Source organism: Streptococcus phocae (assembly GCF_001302265.1).
GTDB classification, from domain to species: domain Bacteria; phylum Bacillota; class Bacilli; order Lactobacillales; family Streptococcaceae; genus Streptococcus; species Streptococcus phocae.
In genome coordinates this window covers 1-12,423 of sequence record NZ_LHQM01000026.1, presented here as the reverse complement: position 1 = coordinate 12,423, position 12,423 = coordinate 1, and the positions used below count along the sequence as shown (strand labels likewise).

At 35.3% G+C, this 12,423-nt stretch carries 14 protein-coding genes and 3 pseudogenes; 11 read left to right on the top strand and 6 right to left on the bottom strand.

What is annotated here, in order from left to right:
* The first annotated feature begins 27 nt into the window (after nucleotides 1–27).
* The 5 genes from AKK44_RS06020 (at nucleotide 28) to AKK44_RS06005 (ending at nucleotide 2,831) form a co-directional block, all read left to right on the top strand.
* A complete protein-coding gene (locus AKK44_RS06020; protein ID WP_054278938.1) occupies nucleotides 28–333 on the top strand; it encodes a P-loop NTPase family protein in 306 nt (101 codons plus the stop codon).
* 442 nt (nucleotides 334–775) lie between these two features.
* Entirely contained in the window at nucleotides 776–1,105 is a 330-nt protein-coding gene (locus AKK44_RS08735) for an ArsR/SmtB family transcription factor (RefSeq protein WP_408022492.1), read from the top strand.
* Between the two features lie 60 nt (nucleotides 1,106–1,165).
* Entirely contained in the window at nucleotides 1,166–2,161 is a 996-nt protein-coding gene (locus AKK44_RS06015) for a permease (protein ID WP_054278937.1), read from the top strand.
* Nucleotides 2,162–2,173: 12 nt separating this feature from the next.
* Nucleotides 2,174–2,452, top strand: a complete 279-nt coding sequence (locus AKK44_RS06010; RefSeq protein WP_054278936.1) for a thioredoxin family protein — start codon at nucleotides 2,174–2,176, stop codon at nucleotides 2,450–2,452.
* A complete protein-coding gene (locus tag AKK44_RS06005) occupies nucleotides 2,436–2,831 on the top strand; it encodes an arsenate reductase ArsC (RefSeq protein WP_054278935.1) in 396 nt (131 codons plus the stop codon). The genes AKK44_RS06010 and AKK44_RS06005 overlap by 17 nt, the downstream gene beginning before the upstream one ends.
* Before the next feature lie 285 nt (nucleotides 2,832–3,116).
* Here AKK44_RS06005 and AKK44_RS06000 read toward each other — a convergent pair whose 3' ends face one another.
* Nucleotides 3,117–3,872, bottom strand: coding sequence for an IclR family transcriptional regulator (locus AKK44_RS06000; RefSeq protein WP_054278934.1), 756 nt, complete (start codon nucleotides 3,870–3,872; stop codon nucleotides 3,117–3,119).
* Between the two features lie 165 nt (nucleotides 3,873–4,037).
* Here AKK44_RS06000 and AKK44_RS09255 point away from each other — a divergent pair, with 165 nt between their 5' ends.
* Nucleotides 4,038–5,372 (top strand): YjiH family protein, encoded by a 1,335-nt coding sequence (locus AKK44_RS09255; protein WP_054278933.1) that lies wholly within the window; start codon nucleotides 4,038–4,040, stop codon nucleotides 5,370–5,372.
* 10 nt (nucleotides 5,373–5,382) lie between these two features.
* Nucleotides 5,383–6,360, top strand: a complete 978-nt coding sequence (locus AKK44_RS05990) for a C-terminal binding protein (protein WP_054278932.1) — start codon at nucleotides 5,383–5,385, stop codon at nucleotides 6,358–6,360.
* Between the two features lie 522 nt (nucleotides 6,361–6,882).
* Here the strand turns inward: AKK44_RS05990 and AKK44_RS09335 are convergent.
* A pseudogene (locus tag AKK44_RS09335) lies at nucleotides 6,883–8,604 on the bottom strand (DUF2075 domain-containing protein).
* A gap of 98 nt (nucleotides 8,605–8,702) precedes the next feature.
* On the opposite strand from AKK44_RS09335, the gene AKK44_RS05980 reads away from it, so the two are divergent.
* The 4 genes from AKK44_RS05980 (at nucleotide 8,703) to rpsR (ending at nucleotide 10,506) form a co-directional block, all read left to right on the top strand.
* A complete protein-coding gene (locus AKK44_RS05980; RefSeq protein ID WP_054278931.1) occupies nucleotides 8,703–9,029 on the top strand; it encodes a nucleotide pyrophosphohydrolase in 327 nt (108 codons plus the stop codon).
* 278 nt (nucleotides 9,030–9,307) lie between these two features.
* On the top strand, nucleotides 9,308–9,598 hold the full coding sequence (gene rpsF, locus AKK44_RS05975; protein WP_008086984.1) for a 30S ribosomal protein S6: 291 nt from the start codon (nucleotides 9,308–9,310) through the stop codon (nucleotides 9,596–9,598).
* 21 nt (nucleotides 9,599–9,619) lie between these two features.
* The gene (locus AKK44_RS05970) at nucleotides 9,620–10,111 is read left to right on the top strand and encodes a single-stranded DNA-binding protein (protein WP_037594964.1); all 492 of its coding nucleotides are present in this window, start codon (nucleotides 9,620–9,622) and stop codon (nucleotides 10,109–10,111) included.
* 155 nt (nucleotides 10,112–10,266) lie between these two features.
* Nucleotides 10,267–10,506 (top strand): 30S ribosomal protein S18, encoded by a 240-nt coding sequence (gene rpsR, locus AKK44_RS05965; RefSeq protein WP_003102945.1) that lies wholly within the window; start codon nucleotides 10,267–10,269, stop codon nucleotides 10,504–10,506.
* A gap of 112 nt (nucleotides 10,507–10,618) precedes the next feature.
* Here rpsR and AKK44_RS05960 read toward each other — a convergent pair.
* The 4 genes and pseudogenes from AKK44_RS05960 to AKK44_RS05950 all read right to left on the bottom strand — a co-directional run.
* A pseudogene (locus tag AKK44_RS05960) lies at nucleotides 10,619–10,864 on the bottom strand (DnaD domain protein); the annotation flags it as partial.
* A gap of 528 nt (nucleotides 10,865–11,392) precedes the next feature.
* On the bottom strand, nucleotides 11,393–11,635 hold the full coding sequence (locus tag AKK44_RS08905; RefSeq protein WP_236686661.1) for a hypothetical protein: 243 nt from the start codon (nucleotides 11,633–11,635) through the stop codon (nucleotides 11,393–11,395).
* A 267-nt stretch (nucleotides 11,636–11,902) separates the two neighbouring features.
* Nucleotides 11,903–12,070, bottom strand: a pseudogene (locus AKK44_RS08900) (IS3 family transposase); the annotation flags it as partial.
* Nucleotides 12,071–12,205: 135 nt separating this feature from the next.
* Nucleotides 12,206–12,423, bottom strand: a 218-nt coding sequence (locus tag AKK44_RS05950; protein WP_152911070.1) for a DnaD domain protein, incomplete at its 5' end; no start/stop codon positions are given.

Here is a 12,423-nt window from a genome sequence, read left to right as displayed (position 1 = left end):
CTAGCACAACGGGTTAATATTGTTATTTTGGAAGGAATTCTGAACTCGGAATGGTATAAGGATTTATTTAAACTTGCAGTTCAATTATACGGAGATGCTATAGCTGCATATTATTTTGATTTACCATTTGAAGAAACTATAAAACGTCATAAGACTAGAGTTAAAAGTAATGAGTTTGGAGAAGCAGAAATGAGATGTTGGTGGATTGAGAAAGACTATGCCAGTGTGTTAAAGGAAGAAAAAATAACATCTATTGAAAGTAAAGAATTCATTGTGGGCAAATTTTATAAACGGGTGACAGCAATGGTAATAAAGATGCTTTATCTATTATGAAAAAATGTGCTAAATTTCTTGATTTTATAGATTGTGAAGAACTTTATTTGTCTTTAGAAGATGAAATAGCGACTTTGGAATCTTGATGAGATCACTACGCTTCTTCCTACATTGTGATGGTCAACGCTCTGTAAATTGGCGATCTATTTCTCTAGGCTAAAACTTCTTCTGATTTTCTTTAGTGTAACCTATTCAGAAAGAAAGCTAAAAAAACAAAAACAACCGCTAGGAGGTAAAAAACTGGCGGTTGTATTATTTTATGGACTTTAGAAAAGTTCTTTTCCTGTCCTATTTAGCTTGTGGCAGTGATAAGTAAAGGCTTTGACAAATTGTGAGTAATAGGTTATCAAAATTGATTTCCAAGACATTATTTTTTGAATTGACATATTTGACTTTCAGTAGTAAGATAATCTTGAAACAAATCAATTTTTTTTGATGTGAGGTGTTTTTTATAAAAAATTTTAAAAATGTCGCTCAGATTTTTAAAGCGTTAGCAGACGAAAAACGATTGCTAATTCTGGATTATTTAAAAAATGGGGAGAAATGTGCCTGTGTTTTGACTGATGAGTTAGGCATTGCGCAGTCAGCCTTATCTTACCATATGAAAATTTTATGTCAGTCAGGTATTGTCTCTAGTCGTCAAGAGGGCAAATGGAAACACTACTGTCTGAGTGATCGAGGAAGGCATGTTGCTGTGGAACGCTTAAAGATATTAACGGATATTAAATGTGAATATAAGGACAATTGTGCCTGTTCTAGAAAGTCATCTTAGTTGTGACTTTTCATATTAACATACATATCAAAACTATTTGATATGTATAAAGGAATTATCATGTGGTCGTTTATTCAGGAACAAATACTTGGCATGAAGTGGTTAAATGAAATAGTTGGGTGGTTACTCTCAATAGTGGGGATAGATTTGACTTCACGATTAGGAGGCAGTTTACAATTCTTCTTTTATGACGTGATTAAAATTACGGTGTTACTTTGCGTATTGATTTTCATGATTTCTTACATTCAGAGTTATTTCCCACCAGAACGGAGTCGAACCATTTTAAGTCGTTTTCATGGGGTTTCTGCCAATGTTGTATCAGCTCTACTTGGAACGGTAACGCCATTTTGTTCTTGCTCATCTATTCCGCTTTTTATGGGCTTTACGAGTGCAGGACTGCCTATTGGAGTAACCTTCTCTTTCTTAATTTCCTCTCCCATGGTTGATTTGGGGAGTTTGATTCTCTTGATGAGTATTTTCGGAACTAAGGTTGCACTTATTTATGTTATTTTGGGCTTGGTTATTGCGGTTTTAGGCGGTGGTCTCATTGAGAAGTTAGGCATGGAAACATACGTCGAGGATTTTGTGAAACACTCTCAAATACCTATCTTAGAAAACAAACAGCTATCTCATCAGGACAGGCTAGCGTTTGCTAGGGAACAGGTTAGCGATACGTTTAAAAAAGTCTTTCCCTACATATTGATAGGTGTTGGAATTGGTGCAGTGATCCATAATTGGATACCAGAACATTGGGTCACAGCTACTCTAGGTCGTCACAATCCTTTCGGGGTCATCCTAGCAACACTCATTGGAATCCCTATGTATGCAGATATTTTTGGCTCAATCCCTGTGGCAGAAGCTTTGTTAAGTAAAGGTGCACAATTAGGGACGGTTTTATCCTTTATGATGGCAGTAACAACTCTCAGCCTCCCTTCGCTCATTATGCTAAAAAGGGCCATAAAGCCACGTTTACTTGCTACATTTATCGCCATTTGCTCTATTGGCATTATTGTAGTTGGTTACTTATTCAATGTGTTACAAACTTTTATTTTCTAGGAGGAAACAACGATGTCACAAGTTTCAGCAACTCAACATGTGTTTAAAGTGTTAGGTTCTGGTTGTAAAAAATGCAATCTTTTAGAAGAACATGTTCTTCAAGCTTGTCAAGATGAAGGCTTAGACATAATCATCGAACATGAAAAAGATTTTGTCAAAATCTCTAGCTATGGTGTTATGTTTACACCTGCTTTAGTTCTTAATGAGAAAGTTGTGTCTTCAGGAAAAGTGTTGACAGTGGATGAAGTGAAGAATATTATTCAGGAAAAGATTTATGACTCAAAAGCCTAAAGTAGCCTTTGTTTGTGTTCATAATTCTTGTAGAAGTCAGATGGCAGAAGCACTTGCGACAAAAGATTATTCAGACAGTTTTGAAGCCTACTCTGCTGGCACAGAAACGAAGTTGCAAATCAATCAAGATGCGGTTCGTATCATGAAAGAAAGGTTTGATATTGATATGGAAGTAAGTCAATACCCTAAATTGATCGAGGAGCTTCCCCCTATTGATATCGTCATCACAATGGGCTGTAATGTCGACTGTCCTTATCTTCCTTGTCAGCATAGAGAAGATTGGGGACTAGATGACCCGAGTGGCAAAGGTCAAGAAGCCTTTTTGACTACTATTAACCATATTCAAGAAAAATTAAAGCTATTGTCAGATAGCCTTTGACAAATAACTAAAAGCCTTGATTTGCTATCAAGGCTTTTAAAGTGGGTGGAATCATGCATGTGTTTACTCGTATAAGGAGTTAATAGGGAATCGAATTTCTAGGGTGGTTGGCTGGAAGATTTAAGAAGCCTGTTAAAGATGCTTGCCCTAGAGAATGACTATTATAAATGTCAAAATTCTAAAAATGTTTCAGAGGTTAGGGACTGTTAATGTTTTTGAGTAGGTGAGTCAGGAGGTGTCACTAGTTGACAGGTTTTTCTTTGTAAACACCCGATATAATAGCAACTAAGTTGCAGAATCAATTTTTAGTTCAATTTTTTGCGCAGTTTTTTTTAAAAGGCTTTCTAAGGCAAGAAAATCTTTCACTTTTAGTCGAGTCGTTGGTCCAGACACACTAATTGCTGCAATGACCTTACCTTTTCTTTTGATAGGTGTGGCCAAGCATGTTAAGCCGTATTCATACTCTTCATTATCATAAGCGATGCGTCCTGAAAGGATGCGTTTTTTTTCAGTGACAAATGTTTCGTAGTCGATAATGGTATTAATGGTACGTTTATCAAGGGGCTGTGAAAAGTAGTCTTTCAATGCTGTCTCGTCCATCTCTGTCAGAAAAATTTTTCCTGTACTAGAACAGTAAAAATGAGATTCGGGTAGTATGTTGGATTGTAAGGTATAGTATTCGCCTTCTTCTGAATGAATGACAAAGGATTTATTGTTTTTAGGAATGGCTAAGTTAATCGTTTCTTGAGTGGTTTTTGCAAATTCTTTTAGAAAAGGTGCAGCATAGGAAACTAAATTTTGCTCCTTTTGAGCACCAACACGATAATTCAAAATTTTATATCCGATGGCATACTCTTCTTGATTGGTGCTAATTAAGAAATTTTGACTCTCTAATGTTTTTAAAATTCGGAAAACAGTTGATTTAGGTATGTCTAACATTTTTGAGATTTCCCGAGTGCCGATAGTGCCTTTTTCATTAATTAAATCCATAATTTTAATCGCGTTTACAATCGCTTGAATTGGTTCATTTTTATCAGCCATGACAACCTCCATTTGTTTTTTCTATTATACAACAATTGTTTGATATTTTGAGTAAAACTGACTATTAAAATTGACAAATAATGTGTTGCTTTTCACAAGCAAAAAGGCTATAATTTAATTAAAGAAATAATTCGGGACATCGTCCCGAAAAAGAAGGGAGACGTCATGAAAAATGAACGTGATGGAAAAAATCTTATAAAATTTATTTTGGGCACCCTTTTTGGAGTTGGTTTTGTCCTGATTCCATTTAATTTTAACGGAACGGTAGATACTGTTTTGTTTTATTATGTTAAATTGTTTGTCAAACAATTTAATGGGCCCTTAACAGCTCTTTTAGTGATTTTTATTGTTGCTAGTGCCTTGCTGTCTTTGGTTAATCTATTTTATCAACAAAGCATTTTTTACACTCACCGATTGATGAAGAAATTATTTGTTACGAGTCCATTTTATGTTGTTAACCGACTCATAGGTGCCTTGCTAGCCGTTATGATTTATTTTCAGGTTGGTCCAGCCATGCTTACCTCTCCGGATACAGGAGGCTCTATGCTGTCATTAGCAACTCAGTTATCTGTCATTGTTCCAGCCATGCTCTTATTCCAAACCTTTATTCTTGAATTTGGCGCTATGGAATTTATAGGAGCTTTTGTTGGTAAATTGGTCAAACCACTTTTTAAGGTGTCGGAGATTTGTGCCACAAATATTATCAGTGCTTGGGTAGGTCCAGGTAATGCAGCTATTATGGGAACAAAAGAATTATTTGAGCAAGGATATTTTACGCTTAGAGAAGCAGCGATTATTTCAACGCAATTTACCACAGGAAGCATTGGCTGGGTAGTGGTTGTTTCATCGGTCCTTGGTGTTATGGACTATTTTGGTTATATTTTGCTTGGTCTGTTGCTTGTATCTATTATTGTGGCATTTATTTCTGTGCGAATCCCAATAGTCTCTACATATGAAGATACTTATGTAGATGGCTCCAAAACGTTTAAGCATACCATTCAACACAACGGAAGTGCCTTTAACCGTGGACTGACCAGCGCGGTTAGGCGCGCATCAGAAGTGACCGGCAAAAACTTTATTAACAAGATAGATAACATGACTTTCTATGTGTTTTGGTTAACTCCTATTATTGTTTTTTGGGGAACAGCTGCCCTAATCACTGCCTTATACACACCGATTCTTGGGTGGATCTCGCTACCTCTTGAGTGGATTATGACCTTAATGGGGGTGTCTGAAGCAAATATCGCAGCAAGTGCTATTATGTCTGGCCTTGCAGATAACTACCTACCAGTTATTATTGGTAGTGGTATTACAGATGTTTCAACGAAACTTATTGTTGCGATGATGAGCATCCTTTCAATTATTTACCTCTCAGAAACAGCGACGTTACTAACATCAACCAAAACTGTCCCTCGTTTTATCGATGTGATCATTATTTTCCTTGAAAGGACTTACCTTTCATTACCGTTTGTTATTCTTTTTGTAAAATTGATTGCCTGAGGAGTTTACCATGAAAATTGTAAGACTTTTTGAAGATGACATGCTCTCTGTTGAGCAAGAATGCATCAAACATTTAGGAATGGCTGTTGAATTTGAGGTGAAACCATCTACAACTGAAGCAGAGGTCATTGAAAATGCCAAAGATGCCGATATTATCATTACTGTTTATGAACCTCTGACACGGCACGTGTTGGAAAATTTACCGAAGTTGAAACTAGTTATTTATCGCTCGATTGGCTTTAATACTATTGATATGGATTATGCCAATCAAATCAACCTCCCAGTTTCTCACATCAGCAAGTATTGCGTTGATGAAGTAGCCAATTATGTGGTTGCTGCAATATTATCTCACAATAGACGGTTGATTGATTTTAACCACTCGGTCAAGGTTGATCGCAAATGGGACTATGAATTGTTCCCAGATATTCGCAGACTATCTACTCAGACCATTGGATTAATCGGCTTAGGTAATATTCCAAAGCTGGTAGCAGAGCGATTAAAGGTTTTTGGGCCTCGAGTTATTGCCTATGATCCTTTTGTCGAAGACGCAGTCTTTGAAAAGCATGGGATTGAAAAGGTCTCCCTAAAAGAAATATTCCTAAACAGTGATTATATTTCTTCTCACCTTCCCTTGAATGACTCAACTAGCGGTATTTTAAATAAGGAGTTATTTGAGCAGGTCAAACCTGGCGCAGTCTTTATCAATTCTTCTCGTGGAGGTGTTGTGAATGAAGATGATTTATACCAAGCGCTAACACAAGGAAATCTGGCTTATGCCATTTTAGACGTTCTTTCTACAGAAACACCGAATCTCGATGAGACTTCTTTAGTAAACCTCAATAATGTTGTTGTGACCCCTCATATTGCTTTTTACTCACAAGATGCCTTTGTACAAGCTGCACAAGATACTTTAAAGAATATTGATTCGTTCTTAAAAGGTAATGTCAAAGATGCTGAAATAGTCAATCTAAAACACCTTGACTTATAAAAGGTATCACAAATCAAAACGTTCAAGAAAATTTTTCTTGAACGTTTTTTATGGGATAGGAGATGAGGGACAACGATGCAAAAGGAATCTCAGAATAGGAGCGGTGAGCAATTTAATTAGAAAAGCAAAACGGTTAAGAAGTTGTTTAAAGCACCTGTCTTTATAGGCAAAGATTTGTTCACTAACAATAAAAATTAGCTTGCAAATTTGAGGAATATTAAAAAAACTATATTAAAAATGGGGAATTATGGACTACCATAAAATAATTTAAAATAGAGAAAAGCAGCTATCAGCACTCTGATAGCTGCTTTTTTTTGATAATTTTTTATTAACTTAGCTTAACTGCCAACGATTAATTAGCTATTTGTTTACTCAGAGAAGCTCTATATGTTTATTAAATAATAGACTATCGATATATATATATGGAAAATCAGATGTGAGATTGTTACTAAGGTTACTTTTTAAAGAATGATAGTTAATGAAACGTATATTGTTATCGTTTTTGACGTAACCACTTATTCGTTAAACATTGATAGCATTCATCAGTGCAGTTTGCAATTCCTCGTCCACAGCAAAAAGATACAGACCATTCACCCCTCGAGTGAGTAAAACATTTAATTCATTCCGTAGAAGCATCTCTCCAAATTTAGCTTTGTTGCCATCTGATAAGGTTCGATTTTCAGTAGCTTTTTATTAAAACTTTTATCAGGGTTGAATTCAATTTTTCCGTTTCGGTATGTCACAGAAGGTCCTATGATGACTGCAGCATAATTTAAATCGAACCCTTGAATTGTAAAGGTTGATCCGACTTCTTTGATAGATTGTTCTTGTTCAGCCCAAGATAAATCAGACCCTTTTTTTTTCTTTGGGGAGTTGTAAATTCCAAGGCATGCAAAAATTATCAATCTCAACAGACCAATAATCTTTATTTGAGGGTTTTTTTCCTTGAATAAATTTCCAATCATAAGTCGCAATTATACGAGAGATTCCATTTTCCCGATTTTCCGATTTTTTCTTAATAGCATCGTACATAGCTGTGGGAGATTCAAATACTTTTAAGTCGTACTTATCATCTGGAGTAAATATATCAACTACCCCATTATCTATCAAATTGCGAATCCAATCTACAGTATTTTTACTTGAGTTAATGCGCATTTGATTTTTTAGCGTAATAACTTCTTTTGCATCTAATTTCATTTCTGCAAATTGGGCCGGCTCCCAAATTTGTTCTGTTGAAAGTATCTGATTTTCATCAAATACTGCGACTACGACTTTAGCATTGGCAAGTAAATCTTTCAAGTGATTTTTACCTTGGTAAGATTGCTTTCCTCGGGTGAGCAGTAGATGAGCCTCATCTACAATAACGATATCTGCCTTCTCACCCTTTTTCGCCTGCGAATTTATAAAACTAGTTGGCTTATTAATGACATCAGAATAATTATAATTTTTAAAGCCTAATTTTTTAGCAAGTTGCTTGTAGACAACTAACTGTTGTTCATGATTTACAAGAAGATGGATAGATAGCTTTTCTTTATTTATTGGCAAGTCGTCTGAATAGAACAAGTCGTAAAGGAGATTACTCATAAGAACGGTTTTTCCAGAACCAGCTTCTCCCTCGACTAAAAGTAATTGCCCCTCTAAATTTTGACCGAGAATAGATATAATATGAGTAATAATCATATCTTTTGCTGAAATTTGTTCGTTGGTTAATTTGTGAAAAGGGGAAGCTTTGAATAGAGCAGAGTCACGAATAACTGATTCTGCTGGGAAGAGGTTTGAATTTTCTTTGTTAAGTTTTCTCCAAATCTTAGAGAAAATATTCTCCATAGCTTCTGAAGTATAGTAGTCTTTTTGGGGATTTCCGCGGCGATTATTAACCTTTGATACTTTATCTATACTTGATAAATAATGCAAAAATTTATTTTCAATGTCTAACGTGAGAGACTTATTGAAAAATTTATGTCCTATGATGTACATCTCAGATGTAATTGATTCACTCAATTTTTGAAAATCATCACGCCCATTTTTAATATCGTCTTTTAAGTGTTGCTTAGTTCGGCGAATAATATCAGCCGTTTCACCGACATAGACAGTATAATTGTGTTTATCCGATGGATCGCGGTCTTTAATAATGTATACTGTGGGGTAATCTAATATTAACTTTTCTTGTGGGATAGACTCTATTTCCACTAAATTATAGCCTATTTTTTTAATAATTGGTGCATCAATATCGTGAAGTGCCATAATAACTCCTCTCCTCAGTTACTTTATTGTAGCATAAAAATATTATTATATGAGTGAATAATTGTGATAAACTAAGACAAAGGAGGTAACGAATTGTGATGAAAATTATGGATAAAATAAATAAATTTAGAGATGATAGAAACTGGCGCCAATTTCACACTGAAAAAGATTTAGCAATTTCAATTTCACTTGAAGCAAATGAATTGTTAGAATTATTCCAATGGAGAACTAGTGAAGAGGTTGTAAAAGATAAGCAAGAGGAGTTGAAAGAAGAAATAGCAGATGTAATGATTTATGCGTATATGTTGGCGAATAATCTTGGGCTTGATATGGATACTATTATTCAAGAAAAACTGAAAAAAAACGAAAAAAAATATCCGGTAGAAAAAAGCAAAGGAAAGAAAAATAAGTACACTGAACTTTAGAAATGTTTCAACTTGACATGCTAATATCAAAATTTAGTAAAACTATTTTCTAAAAATAGACTTACTAGTGTAGAATCTTTTGAAAAGTGTTATCTTTTTAAGAAACAAATTTAGAGCATTTTTGAAGGTCAGTGATTTGTTGGCTGTAAAACAATACATCTTGTGAGAAAAACTCTTGCTTTTTAGGATATATTTTCGTATAATGGTATTCTGTGAGCATACCTCACTTACCTAGGCTAGAAGGCCTAGGTCATTAGACCAAAAGGAGGAAAATATCAATGGCTAAATACGAAATTCTTTATATCATTCGTCCAAACATTGAAGAAGAAGCTAAAAACGCTTTGGTAGCACGCTTTGACTCTATCTTGACAGACAACGGTGCAACTGTTGTTGAATCAAAAGACTGGGAAAAACGTCGTCTTGCATACGAAATCAATGATTTCCGCGAAGGACTTTACCATATCGTTAACATTGAAGCGACTGACGCTGTAGCTCTTAGTGAGTTTGACCGTCTGTCAAAAATCAATGGTGACATTCTTCGTCATATGATCGTTAAACTTGACGCTTAATTCCAAGTAAGAAGGTAGTTTATGATTAATAATGTAGTACTAGTTGGTCGTATGACCAAAGATGCAGAACTTCGTTACACACCAAGTCAAGTGGCAGTTGCCACATTTACACTTGCTGTTAATCGCACATTCAAAAGCCAAAATGGTGAACGCGAGGCAGATTTCATTAACTGTGTGATCTGGCGTCAACCAGCTGAAAATTTAGCCAATTGGGCTAAAAAAGGCGCTTTGATTGGGGTTACAGGTCGTATTCAGACTCGTAATTACGAAAATCAGCAAGGACAGCGTGTTTATGTGACTGAAGTTGTTGCAGACAATTTCCAAATGTTGGAAAGTCGTGCTACACGTGAAGGTGGCGCTGCTGGTTCATTTAATGGTGGTGGCATGAAGGCACCATCAGCAAATAATAGCTACTCTGCACCATCGCAACAAACACCTAACTTTGGGAGAGATGAAAGTCCATTTGGGAATGCAAATCCTGTGGATATTTCAGATGACGATCTGCCATTCTAAAGAGTGGTAATTGGATTACATGAATTGGATAGATTTGCTGAAAGCTTATGAAATCAACAAGTTGCTGATAAAACAAATGTTTTTAAGAACTTTCTTCATTTCGCATAGCTTTGTTATCGCAAATGTATACCTGAATACTATAAAGGAGATTAAACATGGCTCAACAACGTCGTGGCGGATTCAAACGCCGTAAAAAAGTTGACTTCATCGCAGCTAATAAAATTGAATATGTTGATTACAAAGATACTGAACTTTTAGGCCGTTTCGTTTCAGAACGTGGGAAAATTCTTCCTCGTCGTGTAACAGGAACTTCAGCTAAAAACCAACGTAAAGTAACAGCAGCAATCAAACGTGCTCGCGTTATGGCACTTATGCCTTACGTAAACGAAGACTAATTGTAACTAGGCAGCCCCTGGGCTGCTTTTTTCGTGCCTTTAATGTGGTTGAATCAACAATAAGGAGTTTTTTTGAGGCTCTATAATATCTGTAGTGGGTAGCTCCTTTTAATTATTCACTCCAAAGATCCATAGTATCTAAAAAATTATCTGATATGTCAACATTAGGTATAAGTGGTTCTAAGGGGTCAGGGTGTTCCGATAGCTGTTCTTTAGTCTTAATGCCTTCTTTCAGCCAGTTATCTAAGATACCCTTGATATATTTCCAATTTTTCTTATCTGAGTCGTTTTGGAAAGTAACTTCTCTAATTGCTGCAATCACAACTTCAACAGTCATCTTCTTATGAGTGACATAGTTTTCGACATCTTCATTGAGGTACTAGCTACGCGCGTGACGTGCCTTTAATTAAGTGAAACTCTCGAAGGAGAAGTACCGTCAACAATACCAAACACATTTCATAAATCCTTACAGCTATATGCCATCTATCAACCAACGATTACTTAACATGCCTAGGTTATGGTCTTGGCCAAAAGGGTAGATACCACTGTTTTAAGTAAGTTTATTTTAACTTAAATTAACCATTTTGATATTCCGATCATTTCAAAAAATCATTTATTCCTATAAAGTAACTCTTTTAAACATAAAAGGACAAACCATCTGAAAATGTGGTTTGTCCTTTATCTCTCATCTCTTAAGAAAGAGGCGGAATTTTATGGAATCAATTTTTTATCACTATAAATAATAAGCAAAACGACTACTAAAAGTGCTTTTATCGAACCAACGATAAAATGTCCATTTAAAAAATTTTTTATTGCAAATACAAATATAATAATACAACATATTATTAAAAAGAATTGCTTTAGTTTACTTTTATTCATATCTTCACTATAACGCTATAAGAGTAAGGGCTTTAGCCACAGTCCAAGCCATCCAATCAGGCATTCCTGCATTTTTACATGCTTGATAAATACCATCTTCAATCCAACCAGTAAAATGATCAATCGTTCCTAAGATGGCTTCTAAACCAATAAATTTATTAATATACCCTTTTACTTTAGAAGGAACTTTTGAATACCCTTTCCTTATAGCTTTAACTGCTGCACTCCATTTTCCACGCTGCTGTTTCATAGCTATTATCTGTTCTGGCGTTGGATCTGGAGAATCAACTGGCAATTCAAAGATTTTACCGTCAATTAAAAATACCCTGACCCCATCTTTACTAACCTTATAATGGTTGTTTGTAACGGTTACATCCTCTGCTGATTCTCCTATCGCATTTTAATTGTTAACTGGTTAACAATTAAAATATACCTTAAAAAAAATAAATACAAGTTCATTTTTGAAAAAATTTTTTATAATATTTTTAAACGGTTGTGGTTCCACCAGTGCGCATAGTTGCACGATAATCACTGCCACTTGCTTTAGGATATCCAATTGCATTTTTAGTTCTTTGTTGCATTTTCTAAGGGCTGTCAGATCACTCTGGTCTTCTGTTATATTATCAACAGATTTCAAGGAATCAGTTGTTTTGGGTTGTCTAATTCACTTATCGAAGGTTGAAGGATTTCATATTCTTCGATAGAAGTTCTTTTATAACGAATCAGACTCTACTCTAATGGACTAGAATAGCAGCAGCAACCCTTTGCCATTTATGGGAATCAAAAAAGGAGTAACCTTTTAAGGGCTTACTCCTTTTAATTATTCGCTCCAAAGATCCATAGCATCTAAACAATTATCTGATACGTCAACATTAGGTATAAGTGGTTCTAGGGGGTCAGGGTGTTCCGATAGCTGTTCTTTAGTCTTAATGCCTTCTTTCAGCCAGTTATCTAAGATACCCTTGATATATTTCCAATTTTTCTTATCTGAGTCGTTTTGGAAAGTAACTTCTCTAATTGCTGCAATCACAACTTCAA

What these genes read in the sequence shown, in the direction of transcription:
- AKK44_RS06015 (WP_054278937.1), top strand. Translation starts at nt 1,166, where the DNA reads ATGTGGTCGTTTATTCAGGAACAAATACTTGGCATGAAGTGGTTAAAT.
- AKK44_RS06010 (WP_054278936.1), top strand. Translation starts at nt 2,174, where the DNA reads ATGTCACAAGTTTCAGCAACTCAACATGTGTTTAAAGTGTTAGGTTCT.
- AKK44_RS06005 (WP_054278935.1), top strand. Translation starts at nt 2,436, where the DNA reads ATGACTCAAAAGCCTAAAGTAGCCTTTGTTTGTGTTCATAATTCTTGT.
- AKK44_RS06000 (WP_054278934.1), bottom strand. Translation starts at nt 3,872, where the DNA reads ATGGCTGATAAAAATGAACCAATTCAAGCGATTGTAAACGCGATTAAA.
- AKK44_RS09255 (WP_054278933.1), top strand. Translation starts at nt 4,038, where the DNA reads ATGAAAAATGAACGTGATGGAAAAAATCTTATAAAATTTATTTTGGGC.
- AKK44_RS05990 (WP_054278932.1), top strand. Translation starts at nt 5,383, where the DNA reads ATGAAAATTGTAAGACTTTTTGAAGATGACATGCTCTCTGTTGAGCAA.
- AKK44_RS05980 (WP_054278931.1), top strand. Translation starts at nt 8,703, where the DNA reads ATGAAAATTATGGATAAAATAAATAAATTTAGAGATGATAGAAACTGG.
- rpsF (WP_008086984.1), top strand. Translation starts at nt 9,308, where the DNA reads ATGGCTAAATACGAAATTCTTTATATCATTCGTCCAAACATTGAAGAA.
- AKK44_RS05970 (WP_037594964.1), top strand. Translation starts at nt 9,620, where the DNA reads ATGATTAATAATGTAGTACTAGTTGGTCGTATGACCAAAGATGCAGAA.
- rpsR (WP_003102945.1), top strand. Translation starts at nt 10,267, where the DNA reads ATGGCTCAACAACGTCGTGGCGGATTCAAACGCCGTAAAAAAGTTGAC.
- AKK44_RS08905 (WP_236686661.1), bottom strand. Translation starts at nt 11,635, where the DNA reads ATGAAACAGCAGCGTGGAAAATGGAGTGCAGCAGTTAAAGCTATAAGG.